Raw genomic sequence first — 24,721 nt, 5'->3', positions numbered from 1 at the left:
TTAAACACGAGTCAAATGACTCGTGTTTTTTCGTGTTTTCTTTTATAATCCATAGTAATTAAAAAATGTGTTTAAATAATTATTATTTTGATTAAATACAGGGGAATGTGGCTAGGATAGTGAATAAGCAAAAGAGTTGCAAATTTTATTAATACGTATATAATTAAAGTCAAAGATAGTCAAAGTCAATAAGGGTGGCGGATAAATGAGAAATATATCTGATATCATTGAGCAATATCTAAAGCAAGTTATTGACTTAAGTAATAATAATGTGATTGAAATCAAAAGAAATGAGATTGCGGATCGATTCGAGTGCGTACCATCTCAAATCAATTATGTAATCAATACCCGTTTTACGATAGAAAGAGGATTTGTTGTAGAAAGTAAACGTGGTGGAGGAGGTTACATTCGCATTATAAAAGTCAAACTGCATGACGATATAGACATGATCGATCAAATGCTTCATATGATTGATCATAGCGTTGCGCAAGGGAATGCAGAGAGTATGATTATACGTTTAATAGAAGAGGGCATCATAACAAATCGTGAAGCTAAACTTATGTTAAGTGTACTAGATCGTTCTGTATTATCAATGGATGTTCCTTCTCGAGATGAACTTAGGGCTCGAATATTATGCGCAATGTTAAGAACACTGAAATATAAATAAATATAGCTTTTGTAAAAGAATAATAACTAAGAGATAAGGCAGTTAAATATTGTAGAGGTTTTGAAAAAAGAACACGCACTTTTATTTAAATAAAGGAAAGTGAACAATCTAGTAATGTATGAAAAGTACTATCAGATAGATCGTTCCTATTGTAAAGGTGGGGATAGTGATGACTTGTCAAAACTGTAATATAAGACCAGCAACTTTACATTATACAAAAGTAATCAACGAACAGAAGACGGAAGTTCATCTTTGTGAGCAATGTGCAGAACAAAGTGGCTATACGTCTTTCTTTCAATCACCGCAGTCTAACTTTTCATTCCATGATTTATTTGCTGGGTTATTACACGGTGAATCAACAATGTTTGAAGAAGGACAAAATGGGCTTTCGAATACAAGTATATTAAGGTGTCCAGATTGTAAGATGACATCTGAGCAATTTACAAAGGTGGGACGCTTTGGATGTGCTTCTTGTTACGATACATTTAAGGAACATTTAAAGCCATTATTAAAACGTCTGCATGGCGGACATACAGATCATTGTGGAAAAATTCCGGAACGTATAGAAGGAAATCTTCACTTAAAGAAAGAATTAGATGAACTAAAACTCATTCTGAAACAATACGTACAGAAAGAGGAGTTTGAGAAAGCTGCTGAAGTAAGGGATAAAATTCGAGGTCTTGAAAATCAGCTTAGTGAGCATAGAGAGGGGGAATAGTTCTATGTCACTGGACAAAATTATGAATGAAGCGATTAGTCCATGGATGAAGGGGGATGGCCCTGATTCGGATATTGTTTTAAGTAGTCGAATTCGTTTGGCTCGTAATTTTAAAAAATATCAATTCTCTACTATGCAAAACGAAGAAGAAGCTAAACAGATTCATGAATTATTTAAAAAGGAATTTATAAATAAAACCGTAGAACCTTTTGGAGAGTTTGAACTATTAAAAATGAATGAATTAACGCCTCTTCAAAGGAGAGTATTAGTTGAAAAGCATTTAATTAGTCCTAACCTTGCAGGCACAGAATATGGAGCATGTCTATTATCAGAAAGCGAACATATTAGTGTTATGCTTAATGAAGAAGACCACATTAGGATACAGTGCTTATTTTCAGGGTTGCAGTTATCAGAGGCCCTTCAAAGTGCCAATCAAATAGATAATTGGATAGAGGAAGAGGTTGAGTATGCTTTTGATGAATCACTTGGATATATAACGAGCTGCCCTACTAACGTTGGTACAGGATTGAGGGCTTCCGTAATGCTTCACTTACCGGGACTCGTTTTAACGAAAAGAATTAGCCGCATTATACAAGTAATTCAAAAATTAGGGTTAGTAGTAAGAGGAATATACGGTGAAGGTAGCGAAGCGTTAGGTAATATATTTCAAGTGTCAAATCAAATGACGCTAGGAAAATCTGAAGAAGATATTATTGCAGATTTAAAGAGTGTCATTCAACAAATCATACAGCAAGAAAAAATGGCTAGAGAATTAATTGTACAAAATTCAAGTATTGAGCTTGAAGATAAAGTTTATCGCTCTTATGGCATACTAGCAAACAGTCGGTTAATTCAATCTGCAGAAGCGGCCACTTGCTTATCAGATGTACGACTTGGTATTGATTTAGGATATATAAAAGGTGTATCGAGAAATATTTTGACTGAGCTAATGGTTCTTACACAACCAGGCATTTTACAACAATATGCAGGTGGACCTTTAGGACCAGAAGAAAGAGATTATCGAAGAGCAACCTTAATCCGTGAGCGATTACGTATTGAAAAAAACTAAGCGCAAGTAGGAGGGATTTCTATGATGTTTGGAAGATTTACAGAAAGAGCACAGAAAGTATTAGCTTTATCTCAAGAGGAAGCAATTCGTATTGGGCATAATAATATTGGAACAGAACACATTTTACTTGGGCTTGTACGCGAAGGGGAAGGAATTGCAGCAAAAGCGTTAATTGCTCTTGGATTAAGTCCAGAGAAGGTTCAAAAAGAGGTAGAAGCGTTAATTGGACGCGGAACAGAAGTTTCTCAAACTGTACATTATACACCGCGTGCTAAAAAGGTTATTGAGTTGTCTATGGATGAAGCTCGTAAATTAGGTCATTCTTACGTTGGAACAGAACATATCTTACTTGGTTTAATCCGTGAAGGTGAAGGTGTAGCAGCACGTGTTTTAAATAACTTAGGTGTTAGCCTAAATAAGGCAAGACAACAAGTATTGCAACTTCTTGGAAGTAATGAAGCAAGTTCAGGTCACCAAGGTGGTTCTTCAACGAATGCCAATACACCGACACTGGATAGCTTAGCACGTGATTTAACAGTTGTTGCACGTGAAAATCGTCTAGATCCTGTTATCGGTCGTGGTAAAGAAATTCAACGTGTAATTGAAGTTTTAAGCCGTAGAACAAAAAACAATCCTGTATTAATTGGAGAACCTGGTGTAGGTAAAACGGCAATTGCAGAAGGATTAGCACAACAAATTGTAAATAATGAAGTTCCTGAAACATTAAGAGATAAGCGTGTTATGACACTAGATATGGGTACAGTTGTAGCTGGAACGAAATATCGTGGTGAATTTGAAGATCGTTTAAAGAAAGTTATGGATGAAATCCGTCAAGCTGGAAACATTATTCTATTTATTGATGAACTTCATACATTAATTGGTGCAGGTGGAGCAGAAGGTGCAATTGATGCATCAAACATTTTAAAACCATCTTTAGCACGCGGAGAGTTACAATGTATCGGGGCGACAACCTTAGATGAATATCGTAAATATATTGAAAAAGACGCGGCTTTAGAAAGACGTTTCCAACCAATTCACGTTGATGAGCCAAGTTTAGACGAATCAACTCAAATCTTGAAAGGTTTACGTGATCGTTACGAAGCGCATCACCGTGTATCTATTACAGATGATGCAATTGATGCAGCTGTAAAGCTTTCAGACCGCTATATTACAGATCGTTTCTTACCAGATAAAGCAATTGATTTAATTGATGAAGCTGCTTCAAAGGTTCGCTTACGCTCTTATACAACACCACCAAATCTAAAAGAGCTTGAAGTAAAGCTTGAGGAAATTAGAAAAGAAAAAGATGCAGCTGTGCAAAGTCAAGAATTTGAAAAAGCTGCTTCCTTACGTGATATGGAACAACGTTTACGTGAGAAGTTAGAAGATACGAAGCGTCAATGGAAAGAGCAACAAGGAAAAGAAAACTCAGAAGTGACAGTAGAAGATATTGCAAATGTCGTTTCTACGTGGACTCGTATACCTGTTTCTAAACTTGCACAAACAGAGACTGATAAATTATTAAACTTAGAATCCATTCTTCACAACCGTGTTATTGGTCAAGATGAAGCGGTAGTAGCTGTAGCAAAAGCTGTTCGTCGTGCTAGAGCAGGATTGAAAGATCCGAAACGTCCGATTGGTTCATTTATTTTCTTGGGACCAACAGGTGTAGGTAAAACGGAACTAGCAAGAGCATTAGCAGAATCTATGTTCGGTGATGAGGATGCAATGATTCGCATCGATATGTCTGAGTACATGGAGAAGCATTCGACTTCTCGTTTAGTTGGATCTCCTCCAGGATATGTTGGATATGAAGAAGGTGGACAATTAACAGAAAAGGTTCGCCGTAAGCCATATTCAGTTGTTCTATTAGATGAAGTAGAGAAAGCTCATCCTGATGTGTTTAACATTTTACTACAAGTATTAGAAGATGGTCGCTTAACGGATTCTAAAGGGCGTACAGTTGATTTCCGTAATACAATTGTTATTATGACATCTAACGTTGGTGCAGATGCGTTAAAACGTAATAAACATCTTGGATTTAACGTACAAGATGAGAGCCGCGATTATTCAGATATGAAAGGTAAAGTAATGGATGAACTGAAAAAGGCATTTCGTCCAGAATTCTTAAACCGTATTGATGAAATTATCGTGTTCCATATGCTTGAGAAAAAACATATTCAAGAGATTGTAACACTTATGGTGAATCAGTTAGTGAAGCGCTTAAAAGAGCAAGAGATTGAATTGCATTTAACAGAAGGAGCGATTTCAGCCATTGCTGATAAAGGATTTGACCGAGAATACGGTGCTCGTCCGCTTCGTAGAGCAATTCAGAAACATGTAGAAGATAGACTATCGGAAGAACTTTTAAAAGGTGCTATTGAGAAAGGACAAAAAGTTATCTTTGATGTTGAAGGGGAATCATTTGTCATTCATAGTGCTGAAAAGGTAAAATAAGTATAGACAAACTAAGAGGGCTACGAGATAGCCCTCTTTCTTGTACGAGAAGGATAAATTGTTTATAGATGAAAGTGAAGTGAAATATAAAACGATATGGCTAAAAAGAAAACAAAATTCACATGTCAAGAGTGTGGTTATCAGTCACCAAAATATATGGGGAAATGCCCTGGTTGTGGTCAATGGAATACGCTTGTTGAAGAGATGGAACCGGTTGTATCATCAAGACGCCTTAATTATGCCAATGCAATTCAATCGGAAGTAACAAAACCAAGACGTCTAACAGAAGTAGAAACAAAATCTGAGGCACGTATTGAAACGAAATTCCAAGAGTTTAACCGTGTACTTGGCGGTGGGATTGTAGATGGATCCTTAGTACTTATTGGTGGAGACCCTGGGATTGGGAAATCAACATTGTTATTACAAATTTCATCGCAATTAGCAGATTCTTCATATGATGTACTATACATATCAGGTGAGGAGTCAGCAAAGCAGATTAAACTTCGTGCAGATCGTTTGCATGTAAAGGGTAGTAATCTATTTGTTGTAGCAGAAACGGATCTACAGCGAATTGCAGCGCACATTGAAGAGATGAATCCAGCTTTTGTTGTTATTGACTCTATTCAAACGATACATTTACCTGAAGTGACGTCAGCCCCAGGAAGTGTAGCGCAAGTACGTGAATGTACAGCGGAATTAATGAAACTTGCAAAAACGAAAGGAATTCCTATTTTTATCGTCGGACATGTAACAAAAGAGGGGGCAATTGCAGGACCTCGTATGTTAGAACATATGGTCGATGCAGTTCTTTACTTTGAAGGAGATCGTCATCATACATATCGTATCTTGCGAGCTGTGAAGAATCGTTTTGGTTCCACGAATGAAATGGGTATTTTTGAAATGAAAGAGCTTGGTCTTGCGGAAGTCTTAAACCCTTCTGAAATTTTTCTTGAGGAAAGACCCGTTGGAGTCGCAGGATCAACAGTAGTTGCCTCAATGGAAGGAACAAGACCGGTTTTAGTAGAAATACAAGCATTAATCTCCCCTACTAGTTTTGGAAACCCTCGAAGAATGGCGACGGGAATTGATCATAACCGTGTATCGCTTATTATGGCAGTGCTAGAAAAAAGAACAGGTTTATTATTGCAAAACCAAGACGCATATTTAAAAGTAGCAGGTGGTTTGAAATTAGATGAACCAGCAATTGATTTAGCTGTGGCTTTAAGTATTGCTTCAAGTTTTAGAGATAAACCCACGACACCAACTGATGCAGTAATAGGAGAAGTGGGATTAACTGGAGAAATAAGAAGAGTATCAAGAATTGAACAACGTGTACAAGAAGCAGCTAAATTAGGATTTCAACGTGCCATTATTCCTAGAAAAAATTTGGGGGGATGGACAATTCCGGATGGGATTGAGGTAGTAGGTGTATCTAATTTAGGGGAAGCGCTTCGTTTGACATTAGGAGGCTAGGCTATGGAAGAAAACAAGCAACGTGTCAAAAGTATGATTAATATTTTACAGCTCGTGGCCCCAGGAACACCACTGCGCGAAGGGATAGATAATGTGCTTCGCGCACAAACAGGGGGACTAATTGTTCTTGGATATAATGAACAAATTAAAAGTATTGTCGATGGGGGATTTCACATTAATTGTGCATTCTCTCCTGCTAGTTTATACGAATTAGCAAAAATGGATGGGGCACTTATTTTAAATGAAACTGGAAGTAAAATTTTAATTGCAAATGCACAGTTAGTTCCAGAGGCATCTATTGATTCTATTGAAACAGGTATGCGCCACCGGACGGCAGAGCGTGTAGCAAAGCAGACAGGTAGTCTCGTTGTGGCTATTTCACAAAGACGTAACGTAATTACACTATATCAAGGGAATTTACGTTATACACTAAAGGATATAGGTGTTATTTTAACAAAGGCAAACCAAGCTATTCAAACGTTAGAAAAATATAAGGCTGTATGGAATGATGGTATTACGAATTTGGGCATTCTAGAATTTGAAGAAGTCGTTACAATGTCCGAGGTGGTTCATGTGTTACATAGTGTTGAAATGGTACTGCGGATTAAAAATGAAATATTGAGCTATATTCATGAGCTAGGAACAGAAGGTAGGTTAATTCGTTTACAACTTACAGAACTACTAGCTGATTTAGAGGCAGAGGCAGCGTTATTAATTAAAGATTATTATCAAGAAAAAACACAAGACCATCATCAAATTTTGAAAAAGTTACAAGATCTTGCGAATACACAACTTCTAGAGGATAGCGATTTAGTTAAATTGCTTGGCTACCCAGGACAAATGAGTTTAGAAGAAAGTGTGACGCCGAGAGGATACCGAATCACAAGCAAAATTTCGCGCGTTCCGCCACTTATCATTGAAAATTTAATTAATCGATTTAAGACCTTGCAAGGTGTTTGTCGAGCAACTATTAATGAATTGGATGATGTGGAAGGAATTGGAGAAGTCAGGGCGAAGAAAATACGAGAAGGCCTAAAAAGAATCCAAGAGCATCTCTATATGAGTAGACACAATTAAGAATATTACATTGATTCTATAATATAACGACACTAGAACATTTTTGGTATATGATATGGTATATTGGTAAATAAAACTATTTATAAAAAAACACGTCCGCTTTTGCATTCGGCGTTTTGATTAGCGAAACAATGGTTAATAATGAGTAGGAGGTGGTTGGATGTTAAAACGAATTGTACAGCTCTTCTTTCTAGTAATTGGCGGAGCGTTAGGGATTTACTTAATCCCAAAAGTTATTAATGTATTAGACATGGGTGCTGTTCCTTTATTGGAAGGATCGTATGTTCGTGCAATTATTGGTGCAATTATTTTATTTTTAACAACATTTTGGCTTGTAGATTATATTGTTCAACTTATTAAGCATATTGAAGAGGCTCTTGTAAAGGCGCCTGTAGCGGATGTTTTATTTGGTACATTAGGATTAATCTCTGGTCTTATTGTTGCATATTTAATTTTAATACCAATTCGTGAATTTACAATTCCAGTTATTAGTACAGTGTTGCAAGTGTTCTTTACTCTTTTACTTGGATATTTAGGATTCCAAGTAGGGTTTAAAAAGAGGAATGAATTGCTAGGATTATTTACATTACCACAACGTGGGAAGAAGAAAAATAATAATAGTGAGAATGAAGAAACTGAGGTAGAAGAATCTACAACTCATTGGAAAATTCTCGATACGAGTGTAATTATCGATGGGCGTATTGCTGATATTTGCCAAACAAAGTTTTTAGAAGGAACAATTGTGATTCCACAATTCGTGTTAGAAGAACTTCAGCACATTGCCGATTCTTCTGATGCTTTAAAGCGTAATCGTGGTCGCAGAGGATTAGATATTTTAAATCGTATTCAAAAAGAGATGCCGATTCCGGTAGAAATTTATGAAGGCGATTTCGATGATATTCAAGAAGTGGATAGCAAACTTGTAAAGTTGGCGAAAATCACTGGTGGAACGGTAGTAACGAATGATTTCAACTTAAACAAAGTTTCTGAATTACAAGGGGTAACGGTGTTAAATATTAACGATTTAGCTAATGCAATTAAACCTGTTGTACTCCCAGGTGAAGAACTGAGTGTTTATGTTGTCAAAGATGGAAAAGAACAAAATCAAGGTGTTGCATATTTAGATGATGGTACGATGATTGTAGTAGAAGATGGTAGAGAATATGTAGGTTCACAACTCAATGTGCTTGTTACTAGTGTGTTACAAACATCGGCTGGGCGCATGATTTTCGCCAAACGTAAATTATTAGAAAAAGCATTATAAGTAGAGGATTATTAATATGTATACATTAATTATTCCAGCAGCTGGTCAAGGTAAGCGGATGGGTGCTGGTAAAAACAAGTTGTTCTTACTTATTAATGAAGTACCGATTATTGTGCATACGTTACGTGCTTTTGAAAAAGATAAAGCATGCAAAAGTATTATTATGGCAATTAACGAAGAAGAACGTCCGTATTTTGAAGAATTAATGCAGAAGTATCCAATTGAAAAGCCAGTACAATTTATTCAGGGCGGAGCCGAAAGACAAGATAGTGTATATAACGCTATTCAGCATACTAGTGATGTTGAGTATGTTCTTGTACATGACGGCGCGCGTCCATTTGTAACGAATAAAGTGATTCAAGATGTATTAACTGCAGCGGAAAAATATGGAGCGTCCATTTGTGCGGTACCAGTGAAAGATACAGTTAAGAAAGTAGAGCTGGGTATCGTTGTCGAAACGGTAGAAAGATCTCAGCTTAAAGCTGTACAAACACCACAAGGGTTCGCTGTTTCTCTTTTGTTAGAAGCTCATAGAAGTGCAAAACAGGGTTGTTTCCTTGGTACAGATGATGCAAGCCTCGTAGAACGTATCGGGAAGCAAGTAGGTGTAGTAGAGGGGAGTTACTATAATATTAAAGTGACGACTCCAGAGGATTTAGTAATTGCTGAAAGTTTCCTTCATGTTCAAAAGAAATGACAGTGATGATTATAGCGAAAAAAAGCTCGGCAACAGCCGGGCTTTTCTTTATAAGGATAGCGATATAATATAGAATCATAAAGCTCTGTAGTTTAGCTTGAGGAGGATGTAAAAAATGTTTCGAATTGGACAAGGTTTTGATGTGCATGAGTTTGCGGAAGGTAGACCGTTAATTATTGGTGGAATTACAATTCCTCATGAGAAAGGATTAATTGGTCATTCAGATGCAGACGTATTGTTACATACGATTGCGGATGCATGTTTAGGTGCGATTGCAGCTGGAGATATTGGAAAGCATTTCCCTGATACAGATCCTGCCTTTAAAGATGCTGATTCAGCTGTATTGCTGCAAAAGGTTTGGGAATTTGTACGTGAACAAGGTTACGAGTTAGGGAATCTAGATTGTACAATTATTGCTCAAAAGCCAAAGATGGCACCACATATTGAAAGTATGCGTAAACGTATTAGTGAACTATTAGAAACGTCTATTGACAATATCAATGTAAAGGCAACAACAACAGAAAAATTAGGATTTACAGGTAGAGAAGAAGGAATTGCTTCTCAAGCAGTTGTTTTATTACAGAAAAAATAATGGTTTTTAATTCGTAAGATGGATAATCACATTTTTTTGGTGTACAATTATAGAATGTGTTGACATTAAGAATGGAAGGTGTACCAATTATGGAAAAGCAAGTGAGAGTGCGCTATGCGCCAAGTCCAACAGGACACTTACATATCGGAAATGCGCGTACGGCATTATTTAATTATTTATTTGCTCGTCATCAAGATGGTAAGTTTATTATTCGTATTGAAGATACTGATGTGAAACGTAATGTTGCTGGTGGAGAAGAAAGCCAATTAAAATACTTGAAATGGCTCGGTATGGACTGGGATGAAGGTGTTGATGTTGGTGGTGAATTTGGACCATATCGTCAAACAGAGCGTTTAGATATTTATAAAAAATTATATGAAGATTTACTAGAGCGTGGTTTAGCTTACAAATGTTATATGACAGAAGAAGAGCTAGAAGCAGAACGTGAAGGACAAATCTCTCGTGGTGAAACACCTCGTTATGCAGGTAACCACCGTGATTTAACTGAAGTACAAGTGAAAGAATTTGAAGCTGAGGGACGTATTCCAAGTATTCGTTTCCGTGTACCAGTTGATCGCGACTACACGTTTAAAGATATCGTAAAAGATGAGGTTGCATTCCATTCAAATGATTTCGGTGATTTCGTTATCGTGAAAAAAGATGGAATACCAACTTATAACTTTGCGGTAGCAGTAGATGATCACTTAATGGAGATTACACATGTACTTCGTGGTGATGATCATATTTCAAATACGCCAAAACAAATGATGATTTACGAAGCTTTCGGTTGGGATATTCCGCAATTTGGTCATATGACTTTAATTGTAAACGAAAGCCGTAAAAAATTAAGTAAGCGTGATGAATCTATTATTCAATTTATTGAGCAATATAAAGAGCTTGGATATCTTCCAGAAGCAATCTTTAACTTTATTGCACTACTAGGTTGGTCGCCAGTAGGAGAAGAAGAAATCTTCTCTCAAGAAGAGTTTATCAAAATGTTCGATGCAGCTCGTTTATCAAAATCACCTGCATTATTTGATTCTCAAAAATTAAAATGGATGAACAACCAATATATGAAAAAGCAAGATTTAGATACGGTGGTAGAATTAAGCTTACCGCATCTAGTGAAAGCTGGACGTATAGGTGAAACTTTAAGTGAACAAGAGCAAGCTTGGATTCGTGATGTAATTGCGTTATATCATGAACAAATGAGTTTTGGAGCTGAAATTGTAGAGCTTTCTGAAATGTTCTTCAAAGATCATGTTGATCATGAAGAAGAAGGACAAGAAGTATTAAAAGGTGAACAAGTACCAGAAGTACTTCGTGCATTTGCGGGTCAAGTAGAAGCGCTAGAAGCGATGGAACCAGCAGCAATTAAGGCGGCTATTAAAGCGGTGCAAAAGGAAACAGGTCATAAAGGTAAAAACTTATTTATGCCAATCCGTGTTGCAACTACTGGTCAAACACATGGTCCAGAACTTCCTAATGCTATTGCACTTCTTGGAAAAGAAAAAGTTTTAAATCGTCTTCAAAAAGTAATTGGTTAACATTTTCTAGGTTTAGAAATATAATAAGTATACTTAAAACCTAATAAGGAAAAGCGATGAGAAGGAGAAGTAGAAAATCAGGCTTTTTACAGAGAGAACCACCTTTAGGCTGGAAGTGGTTTATAAGTGGATTTTTGAAATGCCCCTTCGAGTCTTCTGCTGAACAGCGAATTGTTTTGCGAAACGTTTTAGGGCGTAAAGTAAGCAGAAGCGGTGTACACCGTTATCAGAGATGAGTTTGAGGCTTTTTTTAGCCTAAACAGAGTGGAACCGCGCTTAAAAGGCGTCTCTGTCAATATGACAGAGGCGTCTTTTTTTATACCGTAAAAGTGGATATGAGTATAAGTTTTATCCCTGTGTATAAAGATTTAGGGGGATAAGTAGGGAGTAAAGGGAGTTAGTTCACTCGAAAAAGCAGCCCATAAAGGGGAGGGAACATCGATGTTTAAGAGGCTTCGGGAAGATATTGAAGTCGTTTTTGAACAGGATCCAGCGGCAAGAAGTTATTTCGAAGTCATTTTGACTTACTCTGGATTACATGCAGTTTGGGCCCATCGAATTGCACATGCTTTTTATAAAAAGAATTTCTTCTTTATTGCACGTTGGATCTCGCAAGTTAGTCGTTTCTTTACTGGTATTGAGATTCATCCAGGAGCAACAATTGGTCGTCGTTTTTTCATAGACCATGGAATGGGGGTTGTAATTGGAGAAACGTGCGAAATTGGTGATAATGTAACGATCTATCAAGGTGTTACATTAGGTGGTACGGGTAAAGAAAAGGGGAAGAGGCACCCTACAATTCAGGATAATGTATTAATTGCAACAGGTGCTAAAGTACTAGGTTCTATTACAGTCGGAGAGAATTCTAAAATTGGAGCAGGGTCTGTCGTATTAAAAGAAGTGCCTGCACATTCTACAGTTGTAGGTATACCTGGCCGAGTCGTTGTTCAAAATGGAGTAAAGATCGGTCAAGAATTAAATCATTCTGACCTTCCAGACCCAATTTTTGATAAGTTAAAGATTATGGAAGTAGAACTTGATAAATTGAAAAAACAACTTGAAGTAAAGGTAGAAAGGAAGGATAAAAATGACTATTCACATTTATAATACGTTAACGCGTCAAAAAGAAGAGTTTACTCCATTAGAAGAAAATAAGGTAAAGATGTATGTGTGTGGACCTACAGTTTATAACTATATTCACATTGGGAATGCAAGACCACCTATGGTATTTGATACGGTACGCCGTTATTTAGAATATAAAGGGTATGATGTGCAGTATGTATCTAACTTTACTGACGTAGATGATAAATTAATTAAAGCAGCAAATGAATTAGGTGAAGATGTGCCGACAATTGCTGACCGTTTCGTTGAAGCGTATTTTGAAGATGTAACGGCACTAGGTTGCAAACATGCAACAGTTCATCCGCGTGTAACGGAAAATATGGATATCATTATTGAATTTATTCAAGAACTTGTGAATAAAGGATATGCATATGAATCAGAAGGTGATGTGTACTTTAGAACGAAGGAATTTGAAGGATACGGTAAATTATCGCATCAACCAATCGCCGACTTACGTCACGGTGCACGCATTGAAGTAGGAGAAAAGAAACAAGACCCTCTTGATTTTGCTTTATGGAAAGCTGCGAAAGAAGGGGAAATCTTCTGGGAAAGCCCTTGGGGTAAAGGTCGTCCAGGCTGGCATATTGAATGCTCGGCAATGGCGCGTAAATACTTAGGAGATACAATCGATATTCATGCTGGTGGTCAAGACTTGGCATTTCCTCATCATGAGAATGAAATTGCGCAGTCTGAGGCATTAACAGGAAAAACATTTGCACGTTATTGGATGCACAATGGATATATTAATATTAATAATGAGAAGATGTCTAAGTCACTGGGGAACTTCATTTTAGTTCACGATATCATTAAGCAATATGATCCACAGCTAATTAGATTCTTTATGCTATCGGTACATTACCGTCACCCAATTAATTTCAGTGAAGATTTACTACAAAGTACAAATAACGGACTGGAAAGAATTAAAACGGCTTACGGTAATTTAAAACACCGTATGGAAAGTAGTACTGATTTAACAGATCATAATGAGAAATGGTTAGCGGAACTGGAAAAATTCCAGACTGCATTTGAAGAAGCAATGAATGATGACTTCAACACTGCTAATGCAATCACTGAGTTATATAATTTAGCAAATCATGCAAATCAATATTTACTGGAAGAACATACGTCTACAGTTGTAATTGAAGCATACGTAAAACAACTTGAAACATTATTTGATATTTTAGGGTTAGAATTAACGCAAGAAGAGTTGCTTGATGAAGAAATTGAGGTACTTATTCAAAAGCGCATTGAAGCTCGTAAAAATCGTGATTTTGCATTATCGGATCAAATTCGCGATAATTTAAAAGACCGTAATATTATTTTAGAAGATACCGCTCAAGGTACAAGATGGAAAAGAGGATAAGAATGATTGATGCAAAGCAATTAAACAGCTTAGCGTTAGCATATATGGGTGATGCGGTATATGAACAATATATCCGCTATCACCTACTTCAAAAAGGGAAAGTTCGTCCTAATCAATTGCATCGATTAGGGACAAGCTTTGTTTCGGCAAAAGCACAGGCGAAAGTTGTTTATCATTTATTAGAGACGGCATTTTTAACAGAGGAAGAAGAGGCGGTACTAAGAAGAGGGCGTAATGCAAATTCAGGTACTGTTCCGAAGAATACTGATGTACAAACATATCGATATAGTACAGCCTTTGAAGCGCTAATTGGCTATCATCACTTATTAAATAATCGTGAAAGATTAGACGAAATTGTATATAAGGCAATTGATGTTTTAGAAGAAAAGGAAGGGGGCGCATCATCATGAGTAGTGAATATATTATCGGACGTAACCCTGTAATTGAAGCGTTACGATCAGGAAGAGATATTAATAAAATTTGGATCGCGGAAGGTGCTGCCAAAGGACAAATACAAATTGTACTAGCACTAGCGAAAGAAAATAAGATTATTTTACAACATGCACCAAAGAAGAAGTTAGATCAATTAGTTGAGGGGAACCATCAAGGTGTAATTGCTCAAGTGGCTGCATATCAATACGCTGAGCTAGAAGATCTATTTAAAGTAGCAGAGAAGCGTAACGAAGATCCGTTCTTCTTAATTTTAGATGAAATTGAAGACCCGCATAACCTAGGTTCTATTATGCGTACTGCGGATGCAACGGGGGCTCATGGAATTATTATTCCGAAAAGAAGAGCTGTGGGACTTACTGCATCAGTTGCGAAAGCATCGACTGGAGCGATTGAATATATTCCTGTTGCACGTGTAACGAATTTATCTCGTACAATCGATGAATTAAAAGAACGTGGACTTTGGATTGCTGGTACAGATGCAAAAGGGAAAACGGATTACCGCAATTTAGATGGTAAAATGCCAATTGGATTAGTAATTGGAAGTGAAGGAAAAGGTATGAGTCGTATTATTGGTGAAAAATGTGATTTCCTAATTACTTTACCGATGGTCGGTAAAGTTACATCCTTAAATGCTTCAGTAGCCGCAAGTTTGTTAATGTATGAGGTATATCGTAAGCGTCACGAAATTGGTAAATAAAAAATGAACGATATTTTAATCGTTGACGGTTACAACATTATCGGAGCTTGGGGAGACTTGAAGAAACTACGGGATGTAGATTTGCAATCATCAAGGGATGCACTGATTGATAAGATGGCGGATTACCAAGGTTACACAGGTATAAAGGTAATGATAGTTTTTGATGCTTATACGGTCCAAGGTATTGAAAAAAAGATGAAACAATCGCGTGTGGAAGTCATATTCACGAGAAAGAATCAAACTGCAGATGAAAAGATAGAGCAACTAGCGATTGAGCTTAGAAATATAAATACGCAAATATATGTTGCGACTTCTGATTATACGGAACAATGGGTTATATTTGCGCAAGGTGCTCTTCGGAAATCTGCACGTGAATTAGAGTTGGAAGTACAAGCGATGGAGCAACAAGTAAGAAGGCGTACACAAGACACAAAAGAAAAGCAACCCGCCATGCGAAAGATATTTAGTAAAGATATTACAGAAAAATTAGAAAAATTAAGAAGAGGAGAGCGTTGAAGCATTGACGCTCTTTATCTTTTTACTGTATAATATTGCTAAATAAATAGCGGTCGGAGGGATCAAGGTGGAAGCAGGCTTCGTAAGTGTAGGCGACGTTACATTTCGTGATTTAGAGGATGAGGCAATCGTTGAGTTAGTTCGAAAAGGTAATACTGACGCTCTAGAATATTTGATTCACAAATATAAGAACTTTGTTCGCGCGAAATCAAGATCTTATTTCTTAGTGGGTGCCGATCGAGAAGATATTGTTCAAGAAGGTATGATTGGATTGTTTAAAGCGATTCGTGATTATAAAGAGGACAAGCTGTCTTCATTCAAAGCATTTGCTGAACTGTGTATCACTCGGCAAATTATTACCGCTATTAAAACAGCAACAAGGCAAAAACATATTCCGTTAAATTCGTATGTGTCTCTAGATAAACCGATTTATGATGAGGAATCTGATCGGACATTATTAGATGTTATTTCGGAAGCGAAGGTAACGGATCCTGAAGAAATGATTATAAGCCAGGAAGAATATACAGACATAGAATCTAAAATATCTGAATTATTAAGCGATTTAGAAAGAAAAGTGCTTTCTTTATATCTAGATGGTCGTTCTTATCAAGAGATTTCGGAACAGTTAAATCGACATGTGAAATCTATTGATAACGCTTTACAGAGGGTGAAGCGGAAATTGGAACGATATATGGAAATGAGAGAGAGTACCACTTTAAATTCATAACAAATGCTACAGGTGTAAAAAATCACCTGTTTTCTTTTTGTAGAGAGTACAAAAGGCATGTCATTGACATTGTCTTTTGTTGTATGATACATTTTTAGGGACATAATGTTACAAGGTTGGTGTAACTAATGAGGAAAAAAGTTGTACTCTCATGTGAAGAGTGTAAAAATCGAAACTACTCTACGATGAAAGATACGAGCTCAGTAGAGCGACTTGAAATAAAGAAGTTTTGTAAAACATGCAATCAGCATACAGTTCACAAGGAAACAAAATAAATAATTGAAATAATACACTGGAGGTTCCGTAGATGCGTTTAACGAACTTTTTCGGCGATGTAGGTCGCGAAATGAAAAAAGTAAGTTGGCCTAAAAAAGATGAATTACTCCGTTCAACAGCGACTGTTATCGCTACAGTTGTCTTCTTTGCGATTTTCTTCGCAGTGGTTGATATGGGCATTTCTTCTTTAATTCGGTTAATTCTTGGTTAATTCTTGAATAAGAAGCACTTATCCATGATATAATGTTATTTATAAGAACTGTGTAAAAGCCCGGTGAACGGGTTTTTTCATTTGCGCAAAAAAATGTACGTCAGGGAGGGAAGGACGCTCGTCCTAAATGAATGGAAAAAAGTTGGTATGTTGTCCATACTTATTCTGGATATGAAAATAAAGTAAAAGCAAACCTAGAGAAGCGTGTAGAATCAATGGGTATGCAAGATAAAATTTTCCGTGTTGTTGTCCCGGAAGAAGTAGAAGTAGAAATGAAAAACGGCAAAGAAAAATTAATGAAAAGAAAAGTGTTCCCAGGTTATGTATTAGTAGAATTAATCATGACTGATGACTCTTGGTATGTTGTACGTAACACACCAGGTGTAACTGGGTTCGTTGGTTCTTCTGGTTCTGGATCTAAACCATCACCTCTATTAGAAGAGGAAGTTGTTACCATTATGAAGCATATGGGAATGGATAACGAAGTGGTTGATTTCGACTTTGAACTTCATGAGACAGTGCGTGTAAATGAGGGGCCATTCGCAGATTATACAGGTGCTATTGAAGAAATTGATGTGGAGAAGAAAAAGGTTAGCGTGCTTGTGGACATGTTTGGTCGCGAGACTCCAGTTGAGCTTGACTTCCATCAAATTGAAAAATTATAAAATGAAACTTGAAATGAATTGTAAAAAGTGATAATATCTTTTAAGTCAGTACGTCTTCGTTACCGGAGACGTTTTTTGAAAGATTTTATCCTTACAGATAAAATATGACGTGGGAGGGCAAATCACTGTCCAATTGACCACATCACGGACTTAAGGAGGTGTGTCTCGTGGCTAAAAAGGTAATTAAAATGGTAAAGCTTCAAATTCCTGCAGGTAAAGCTAACCCAGCTCCACCAGTTGGTCCAGCATTAGGACAAGCAGGTGTTAACATCATGGGCTTCTGTAAAGAGTTTAACGCTCGTACAGCTGATCAAGCTGGTCTTATCATCCCTGTTGAAATTACGGTATTTGAGGACCGTTCATTCACTTTCATTACTAAAACTCCTCCTGCTGCTGTTCTTCTTAAGAAAGTAGCTGGTATTGAGTCTGGTTCTGGTGAACCAAACCGTAATAAAGTGGCAACTGTTAAGCGTGATAAAGTACGCGAAATCGCTGAAACTAAAATGCCTGACCTAAACGCTGCTAGTGTAGAAGCTGCAATGCGTATGGTTGAAGGTACTGCACGCAGTATGGGCATCGTTATCGAAGACTAATTCGATTTGTTTTTAAAAAAGGTTGCGGGTCTGGAATTCCAATTCGCAACCTTTATTATCGTAAATGATTATCGTTTTTAAATAAATGGATGGCGCGCATCCTCAGGTTATACCTGAAAATAAGCGTAAACGTGGGAGGTTATTCCGCTAAAACCACATTCGAGGAGGAAATAAAAATGGCTAAAAGAGGTAAAAAGTACGTAGAAGCTGCAAAGCTTGTTGATCGTGCAACTGCTTACTCTGCAACAGAAGCAGTAGAATTAGTAAAGAAAACAAACACAGCTAAATTTGATGCGACTGTAGAAGTTGCATTCCGTTTAGGTGTTGACCCTAAGAAAGCTGACCAACAAATCCGTGGTGCAGTTGTTCTTCCACACGGTACTGGTAAAGTACAACGTGTATTAGTATTCGCTAAAGGTGAAAAGGCTAAAGAAGCTGAAGCTGCTGGAGCTGACTTCGTAGGCGATGCTGATTACATCGGTAAAATCCAACAAGGTTGGTTCGATTTCGATGTAGTAGTAGCAACTCCTGACATGATGGGTGAAGTTGGTAAACTTGGTCGCGTATTAGGACCTAAAGGTTTAATGCCAAACCCTAAAACTGGAACAGTTACTTTCGATGTAACTAAAGCTGTTAATGAAATCAAAGCTGGTAAAGTTGAATACCGCGTTGATAAAGCTGGTAACATCCACGTTCCAATCGGTAAAGTATCTTTCGAAGATGCTAAATTAGTAGAAAACTTCGGAACAATTGCTGACACTTTACAAAAAGTTAAGCCAGCTGCTGCAAAAGGTACTTACATGAAGAACGTAACAGTTGCTTCTACAATGGGACCTGGCGTACGTGTAGACGTTTCTACATTAGCGTAAATTTTGGAAGTTGACTTCATAAAGAAGTTTTTATATAATCATTTATGTTGTGAATTTAATTAGTGTACCGTAGACAGTAGGTGTCAATAGACTTAATTTCCTACCTAGGTGTTAATATACGAAACGGAAATTTTTTCTGTGACTATATGCCTCCATGTCTACAAGTTGGGCATGGAGGTTTTTAGTGCACTTTCGGTACATCTTCTATATAATCTACAGGAGGTGTAATAACATGAGCAAAGTAATCGAAACTAAACAACAAGTTGTAACTGAAATCGCGGACAAACTTCGCGAAAGTAAATCTACAATCGTTGTTGACTACCGTGGTTTAACAGTTTCTGAAGTAACAGAATTACGTAAAAACTTACGTGAAGCTGGCGTTGAGTTTAAAGTTTACAAAAACTCTTTAACTCGTCGTGCTGCAGAGTCTGCTGAAATGGCTGAGTTAAACGAATTCTTAACAGGACCAAACGCAATCGCGTTCAGTAACGAGGATGTAGTTGCTCCTGCGAAAGTATTAAACGACTTCGCTACAAAACATGAAGCTTTAGAAATTAAAGCTGGTGTAATCGAAGGTAAACTTGTAACACTTGATGAGGTTAAAGCTATCGCTACTCTTCCATCACGTGAAGGCTTACTTTCTATGCTTCTTAGCGTTCTTCAAGCTCCAATCCGTAACCTTGCACTTGCTACTAAAGCAGTTGCAGAACAAAAGGAAGAGCAAGGCGCTTAATTTTTTAAAAGATAATTACTTGTTATCTATAAAACAATACAAACCTATTTAAGGGAGGATATTTACAATGACTAAAGAACAAATCATTGAAGCAGTTAAATCTATGACTGTATTAGAACTTAACGACTTAGTAAAAGCTATCGAGGAAGAATTCGGCGTAACTGCTGCTGCTCCTGTAGCTGTAGCTGGTGGCGCTGGTGAAGCTGCTGCTGAGAAAACTGAATTTGACGTAGTACTTGCAAGTGCTGGCGCTCAAAAAATCAAAGTTATCAAAGCTGTACGTGAAATCACTGGTCTTGGCTTAAAAGAAGCTAAAGAATTAGTTGACAACACTCCAAAAGCAATCAAAGAAGGCGTTTCTAAAGAGGAAGCTGAAGAAATGAAAGCTAAACTTGAAGAAGTTGGCGCTGCTGTAGAAGTTAAGTAATTAACTTTTGATGCTTTAAAAAAGCTCGCTCTCATGCGAGCTTTTTTTTTAACTGTAAAGAAAAGAGGTGGCCATATGGCAGACCATTATTTTTCTAACGACCCTTCTAGTAAAAGTGATCGTAAGCGATGGGAATTTCCGCTTCGTGGATCTCGATTTACTTTCTTATCTGACCGTGGGGTGTTCTCGAAAAACGAAGTGGACTTTGGTTCTCGTCTTTTAATTGAAGCGTTTCAAGTGCCAGATATTAAAGGTGATATATTAGACGTAGGTTGTGGATATGGACCAATTGGTTTATCGTTGGCGAAAGAGTTTCAAGACCGTAAAGTTCACATGGTGGATGTGAATGAAAGGGCGCTTGAGCTTGCGAAAGAAAATGCCGCTAACAATAGAATTGGAAATGTACACATTTTTCAAAGTAGCGTCTATGAAAATGTAGATGGTATGTATGCTGCTATTCTATCTAATCCTCCAATTCGTGCAGGTAAAGATATCGTGCATGAGATTTTAGAAAAGGCTGTAGAGTATTTAGTTCCAGGTGGAGAGTTGTGGATTGTTATTCAAAAGAAGCAAGGTGCACCATCTGCACTGAAGAAACTAGAAGAAGTATTTTCTGAAGTCGAAGTTGTAGAAAAGAAAAAAGGATATTATATCATAAAATCAAAAAAACGTTGACGGTTATTTTTGGCTATGTTAACATTATACAATGCCAATATATGATTTTCTGCGTTGAGAAAGATGTATATTTTTGTTTCTCTTGGAAAAGATAGTAAAATCAGCAGATTATGAAACAGAATGATGGTTTTCTTATAGAAGCCATTTTTCTTTTTTGAGCAGGTAGAAAGACTCAACGTATTTATCTTTAAGAGAAAAAAACTACGCTAATAGCAGTAGTTGTATTTATTTGTGATTTTGCACAAATTTTTTTGTGCATTTATAATACTCATGATTTGAGGGGTGAAGCAGTTGACAGGTCAACTAGTTCAATACGGACGCCACCGCCAACGAAGAAGTTATGCCCGTATTAGTGAAGTATTAGAGTTACCAAATCTTATCGAAATTCAAACCTCTTCTTATCAGTGGTTTCTTGATGAGGGTTTGCGAGAAATGTTCCAGGACATTTCTCCGATCGAAGACTTTACGGGAAATCTATCGCTTGAATTTATCGACTACAGCTTAGGTGAACCTAAATACTCTGTAGACGAATGCAAAGAGCGTGATGTGACGTATGCAGCACCACTTCGTGTAAAAGTGCGTCTAATCAACAAGGAAACTGGTGAAGTAAAAGAACAAGATGTGTTCATGGGAGATTTCCCACTCATGACAGAGACTGGAACATTCGTAATTAACGGTGCAGAACGTGTTATCGTTTCCCAGTTAGTTCGCTCTCCAAGCGTATACTATAGTGGCAAAGTGGATAAAAACGGAAAACGTGGTTTTACTGCTACTGTAATTCCAAACCGCGGAGCTTGGTTAGAGTATGAAACAGATGCTAAGGATGTTGTATATGTGCGTATTGACCGTACGCGTAAACTTCCTGTAACTGTTTTGTTACGCGCATTAGGGTTTGGCTCTGATCAAGAAATCACCGAGCTTTTAGGTGATAACGAATACTTAAGCAACACATTAGAAAAAGACAACACAGATAGCACAGAGAAAGCATTGCTTGAAATTTATGAGCGTCTACGCCCTGGTGAACCACCAACAGTAGAAAATGCAAAGAGCTTACTTGTGTCTCGTTTCTTTGATCCGAAGCGCTATGATTTAGCAAATGTAGGTCGCTATAAGATCAACAAAAAGCTACACATTAAAAACAGATTGTTTAATCAACGTTTAGCTGAAACATTAGTGGATCCAGAAACTGGTGAAATTTTAGCGGCAGAAGGAACAATCTTAGATCGTCGTACACTTGATCGCATTTTACCTTACTTAGAGAAAAACATTGGATTCAAAACAGCGAAACCAATGGGTGGAGTGGTAGAAGGCGATGTTGAGCTGCAATCTATTAAGATTTATGCTCCTGAGTCAGAAGGCGAACGCGTAATTAATGTAATTGGTAATGCAAATATTACTCGCGATGTAAAACACATCACACCAGGTGATATCCTTGCTTCTATCAGTTACTTCTTCAACCTACTATACAAAGTGGGGGATACAGATGATATCGACCATTTAGGAAACCGTCGTCTGCGTTCTGTTGGAGAACTATTACAAAATCAATTCCGTATCGGTCTTTCTCGTATGGAACGTGTTGTTCGTGAGAGAATGTCGATTCAAGATACAAATGCAATTACACCACAAGCGTTAATTAACATTCGCCCGGTTATTGCATCTATTAAAGAGTTCTTCGGAAGTTCTCAGTTATCTCAGTTCATGGATCAAACAAACCCATTAGCAGAGTTAACTCACAAACGAAGACTATCTGCATTAGGACCCGGTGGTTTAACGCGTGAGCGCGCAGGCTTTGAAGTGCGTGACGTTCACTACTCTCACTATGGTCGTATGTGTCCGATTGAAACACCAGAGGGACCAAACATCGGTTTGATTAACTCATTATCATCGTTCGCGAAAGTAAATGAGTTTGGTTTCATTGAAACACCATACCGTCGTGTTGATCCAGAATCTGGTCTTGTAACAGGGCAGGTTGATTACTTAACAGCAGATGAAGAAGATAATTATGTTGTAGCCCAAGCGAATATGAAATTATCTGAAGAAGGAGAATTCCTTAGCGAAGATATCGTAGCTCGTTTCCGTGGTGAAAACATTGTCACAAATAAAGAACGCATCGACTACATGGATGTATCTCCAAAACAAGTAGTGTCGGCAGCGACAGCTTGTATTCCGTTCTTAGAAAACGATGACTCTAACCGCGCACTTATGGGAGCGAACATGCAACGTCAGGCGGTTCCGTTAATGAATCCGGAATCTCCGATTGTAGGTACAGGTATGGAGTACGTATCAGCAAAAGACTCAGGTGCTGCAGTAATCTGTAAACATCCTGGTGTTGTTGAACGCGTAGAAGCACGTGAAGTTTGGGTACGTCGCTATGTAGAAGTTGACGGTCAAACAGTAAAAGGCGACTTAGATCGCTACAAAATGCAAAAATTCATTCGTTCTAACCAAGGAACTTGCTACAACCAACGTCCAATCGTAAGTGTTGGAAATGAAGTTGTAAAAGGTGAGATTCTTGCGGATGGTCCTTCTATGGAATTAGGTGAACTAGCACTTGGACGTAACGTGCTTGTTGGCTTCATGACTTGGGACGGTTATAACTACGAGGATGCGATCATTATGAGTGAGCGCCTTGTAAAAGATGATGTGTACACTTCTATTCATATTGAAGAATATGAGTCAGAAGCTCGTGATACGAAGCTTGGACCAGAAGAAATTACACGTGACATTCCAAACGTTGGGGAAGATGCATTACGCAACCTTGACGAGCGCGGTATCATTCGCGTTGGTGCGGAAGTAAAAGATGGAGATTTACTTGTTGGTAAAGTAACACCTAAAGGTGTAACAGAATTAACAGCTGAAGAACGTCTATTACATGCTATCTTTGGAGAAAAAGCACGTGAAGTACGTGATACATCACTACGTGTACCACACGGTGGTGGCGGTATTATCTTAGACGTAAAAGTATTCAACCGTGAAGATGGCGATGAATTGCCACCAGGCGTGAATCAACTTGTACGTGCATATATCGTTCAAAAACGTAAAATCTCTGAAGGTGACAAGATGGCCGGACGTCACGGTAACAAAGGTGTTATCTCTCGTATTTTACCAGAAGAAGATATGCCTTACTTACCAGACGGTACGCCAATCGATATCATGTTAAACCCATTAGGGGTACCATCTCGTATGAATATCGGTCAGGTATTAGAGCTTCATCTTGGTATGGCAGCAAGATACCTTGGTATTCACATTGCAACACCAGTATTCGATGGTGCTCGTGAGGAAGATGTTTGGGGCACGATTGAAGAAGCTGGTATGGCAAATGACGCGAAAACAATCCTGTATGACGGACGTACTGGTGAACCATTCGATAACCGCGTATCTGTTGGTGTCATGTATATGATCAAACTTGCGCACATGGTTGACGATAAACTTCATGCTCGTTCTACTGGACCATACTCACTTGTAACGCAGCAGCCTCTTGGAGGTAAAGCTCAGTTCGGTGGACAGCGTTTCGGTGAGATGGAGGTTTGGGCACTTGAAGCTTACGGTGCTGCTTATACTCTTCAAGAAATCTTAACAGTGAAGTCTGATGATGTTGTTGGACGTGTTAAGACGTATGAAGCAATTGTTAAAGGCGAAAATGTTCCAGAACCAGGCGTTCCTGAATCATTCAAAGTATTGATTAAAGAGCTGCAAAGTTTAGGTATGGACGTTAAAATGATGTCTAGCGACGATAAAGAAATCGAAATGCGTGATACAGAAGATGACGATGATCATCAATCAGCAGATAAATTGAATGTCGAAGTTGAGGCAACTAAAGAATAATTGGGATA

25 protein-coding genes and 2 other annotated features are annotated in these 24,721 nt (G+C 37.8%); all 25 genes read left to right on the top strand.

The genetic code is table 11. From position 1 onward, the window contains the following. Positions 1 to 205: 205 nt before the first annotated feature. The 25 genes from ctsR (at position 206) to rpoB (ending at position 24,713) form a co-directional block, all read left to right on the top strand. Positions 206 to 667: a transcriptional regulator CtsR gene (gene ctsR / locus ILS93_RS27735; protein ID WP_001244556.1), complete on the top strand. Its 462-nt coding sequence runs from the start codon at positions 206 to 208 to the stop codon at positions 665 to 667. Between the two features lie 169 nt (positions 668 to 836). Next, a complete protein-coding gene (gene mcsA, locus ILS93_RS27730) occupies positions 837 to 1,385 on the top strand; it encodes a protein-arginine kinase activator protein McsA (RefSeq protein WP_000128406.1) in 549 nt (182 codons plus the stop codon). 4 nt (positions 1,386 to 1,389) lie between these two features. Continuing rightward, complete coding sequence (mcsB, locus tag ILS93_RS27725; protein WP_061672638.1) at positions 1,390 to 2,454, top strand: protein-arginine kinase McsB; 1,065 nt, start codon at positions 1,390 to 1,392, stop codon at positions 2,452 to 2,454. 21 nt (positions 2,455 to 2,475) lie between these two features. Beyond that, positions 2,476 to 4,911 carry an ATP-dependent protease ATP-binding subunit ClpC gene (gene clpC / locus ILS93_RS27720; protein ID WP_098091460.1) on the top strand — a complete coding sequence of 812 codons (2,436 nt, stop codon included), beginning with the start codon at positions 2,476 to 2,478 and terminating at the stop codon, positions 4,909 to 4,911. A 96-nt stretch (positions 4,912 to 5,007) separates the two neighbouring features. Then, entirely contained in the window at positions 5,008 to 6,384 is a 1,377-nt protein-coding gene (gene radA, locus ILS93_RS27715; protein WP_001085204.1) for a DNA repair protein RadA, read from the top strand. A 3-nt stretch (positions 6,385 to 6,387) separates the two neighbouring features. Then, positions 6,388 to 7,461 carry a DNA integrity scanning diadenylate cyclase DisA gene (disA, locus tag ILS93_RS27710; protein ID WP_000392165.1) on the top strand — a complete coding sequence of 358 codons (1,074 nt, stop codon included), beginning with the start codon at positions 6,388 to 6,390 and terminating at the stop codon, positions 7,459 to 7,461. A 160-nt stretch (positions 7,462 to 7,621) separates the two neighbouring features. Beyond that, positions 7,622 to 8,725 (top strand): PIN/TRAM domain-containing protein, encoded by a 1,104-nt coding sequence (locus tag ILS93_RS27705; RefSeq protein ID WP_000919687.1) that lies wholly within the window; start codon positions 7,622 to 7,624, stop codon positions 8,723 to 8,725. Between the two features lie 16 nt (positions 8,726 to 8,741). Beyond that, positions 8,742 to 9,422: a 2-C-methyl-D-erythritol 4-phosphate cytidylyltransferase gene (ispD, locus tag ILS93_RS27700; RefSeq protein WP_064475094.1), complete on the top strand. Its 681-nt coding sequence runs from the start codon at positions 8,742 to 8,744 to the stop codon at positions 9,420 to 9,422. Positions 9,423 to 9,537: 115 nt separating this feature from the next. Beyond that, positions 9,538 to 10,014, top strand: coding sequence for a 2-C-methyl-D-erythritol 2,4-cyclodiphosphate synthase (gene ispF, locus ILS93_RS27695; RefSeq protein ID WP_000488386.1), 477 nt, complete (start codon positions 9,538 to 9,540; stop codon positions 10,012 to 10,014). Positions 10,015 to 10,103: 89 nt separating this feature from the next. Further along, on the top strand, positions 10,104 to 11,561 hold the full coding sequence (gene gltX / locus ILS93_RS27690) for a glutamate--tRNA ligase (protein ID WP_064475095.1): 1,458 nt from the start codon (positions 10,104 to 10,106) through the stop codon (positions 11,559 to 11,561). A gap of 47 nt (positions 11,562 to 11,608) precedes the next feature. Then, positions 11,609 to 11,855, top strand: a binding site (T-box leader). A 147-nt stretch (positions 11,856 to 12,002) separates the two neighbouring features. Further along, the gene (gene cysE / locus ILS93_RS27685) at positions 12,003 to 12,668 is read left to right on the top strand and encodes a serine O-acetyltransferase (RefSeq protein WP_088046767.1); all 666 of its coding nucleotides are present in this window, start codon (positions 12,003 to 12,005) and stop codon (positions 12,666 to 12,668) included. Continuing rightward, positions 12,649 to 14,046, top strand: a complete 1,398-nt coding sequence (cysS, locus tag ILS93_RS27680; RefSeq protein ID WP_222661710.1) for a cysteine--tRNA ligase — start codon at positions 12,649 to 12,651, stop codon at positions 14,044 to 14,046. The genes cysE and cysS overlap by 20 nt, the downstream gene beginning before the upstream one ends. Positions 14,047 to 14,048: 2 nt before the next feature. Next, complete coding sequence (locus ILS93_RS27675) at positions 14,049 to 14,456, top strand: Mini-ribonuclease 3 (protein ID WP_088046769.1); 408 nt, start codon at positions 14,049 to 14,051, stop codon at positions 14,454 to 14,456. Next, positions 14,453 to 15,196: a 23S rRNA (guanosine(2251)-2'-O)-methyltransferase RlmB gene (rlmB, locus tag ILS93_RS27670; protein WP_000093757.1), complete on the top strand. Its 744-nt coding sequence runs from the start codon at positions 14,453 to 14,455 to the stop codon at positions 15,194 to 15,196. Before ILS93_RS27675 ends, rlmB begins: the two co-directional genes overlap by 4 nt. Before the next feature lie 3 nt (positions 15,197 to 15,199). Continuing rightward, positions 15,200 to 15,712, top strand: coding sequence for an NYN domain-containing protein (locus ILS93_RS27665; RefSeq protein ID WP_222661709.1), 513 nt, complete (start codon positions 15,200 to 15,202; stop codon positions 15,710 to 15,712). A 67-nt stretch (positions 15,713 to 15,779) separates the two neighbouring features. Next, positions 15,780 to 16,439: an RNA polymerase factor sigma-70 gene (locus ILS93_RS27660; RefSeq protein ID WP_000387198.1), complete on the top strand. Its 660-nt coding sequence runs from the start codon at positions 15,780 to 15,782 to the stop codon at positions 16,437 to 16,439. 128 nt (positions 16,440 to 16,567) lie between these two features. Next, a complete protein-coding gene (rpmG, locus tag ILS93_RS27655) occupies positions 16,568 to 16,714 on the top strand; it encodes a 50S ribosomal protein L33 (RefSeq protein WP_002070160.1) in 147 nt (48 codons plus the stop codon). A gap of 32 nt (positions 16,715 to 16,746) precedes the next feature. Further along, positions 16,747 to 16,926 (top strand): preprotein translocase subunit SecE, encoded by a 180-nt coding sequence (gene secE, locus ILS93_RS27650; protein WP_001241321.1) that lies wholly within the window; start codon positions 16,747 to 16,749, stop codon positions 16,924 to 16,926. 131 nt (positions 16,927 to 17,057) lie between these two features. Continuing rightward, complete coding sequence (nusG, locus tag ILS93_RS27645; protein WP_000415794.1) at positions 17,058 to 17,591, top strand: transcription termination/antitermination protein NusG; 534 nt, start codon at positions 17,058 to 17,060, stop codon at positions 17,589 to 17,591. A 167-nt stretch (positions 17,592 to 17,758) separates the two neighbouring features. Next, positions 17,759 to 18,184: a 50S ribosomal protein L11 gene (rplK, locus tag ILS93_RS27640; protein WP_001085872.1), complete on the top strand. Its 426-nt coding sequence runs from the start codon at positions 17,759 to 17,761 to the stop codon at positions 18,182 to 18,184. Between the two features lie 176 nt (positions 18,185 to 18,360). After that, on the top strand, positions 18,361 to 19,053 hold the full coding sequence (gene rplA / locus ILS93_RS27635; protein WP_002096939.1) for a 50S ribosomal protein L1: 693 nt from the start codon (positions 18,361 to 18,363) through the stop codon (positions 19,051 to 19,053). Between the two features lie 49 nt (positions 19,054 to 19,102). Next, positions 19,103 to 19,246, top strand: a sequence feature (ribosomal protein L10 leader region). Between the two features lie 39 nt (positions 19,247 to 19,285). Continuing rightward, positions 19,286 to 19,786: a 50S ribosomal protein L10 gene (gene rplJ, locus ILS93_RS27630; protein WP_000048721.1), complete on the top strand. Its 501-nt coding sequence runs from the start codon at positions 19,286 to 19,288 to the stop codon at positions 19,784 to 19,786. Positions 19,787 to 19,853: 67 nt separating this feature from the next. Beyond that, the gene (gene rplL, locus ILS93_RS27625; protein WP_000159737.1) at positions 19,854 to 20,213 is read left to right on the top strand and encodes a 50S ribosomal protein L7/L12; all 360 of its coding nucleotides are present in this window, start codon (positions 19,854 to 19,856) and stop codon (positions 20,211 to 20,213) included. Positions 20,214 to 20,288: 75 nt separating this feature from the next. Beyond that, the gene (locus tag ILS93_RS27620) at positions 20,289 to 20,888 is read left to right on the top strand and encodes a class I SAM-dependent methyltransferase (protein ID WP_064475099.1); all 600 of its coding nucleotides are present in this window, start codon (positions 20,289 to 20,291) and stop codon (positions 20,886 to 20,888) included. 291 nt (positions 20,889 to 21,179) lie between these two features. Further along, complete coding sequence (rpoB, locus tag ILS93_RS27615; protein WP_064475100.1) at positions 21,180 to 24,713, top strand: DNA-directed RNA polymerase subunit beta; 3,534 nt, start codon at positions 21,180 to 21,182, stop codon at positions 24,711 to 24,713. The last annotated feature ends 8 nt before the right edge of the window (positions 24,714 to 24,721 follow it).

The sequence above is a fragment of the Bacillus sp. 16GRE42 genome, assembly GCF_019837435.1.
In the GTDB taxonomy this organism is placed as follows: domain Bacteria; phylum Bacillota; class Bacilli; order Bacillales; family Bacillaceae_G; genus Bacillus_A; species Bacillus_A wiedmannii.
The sequence above is the reverse complement of the archived record's forward strand: the minus strand, read 5'-3'. Positions and strand labels throughout refer to the sequence as shown.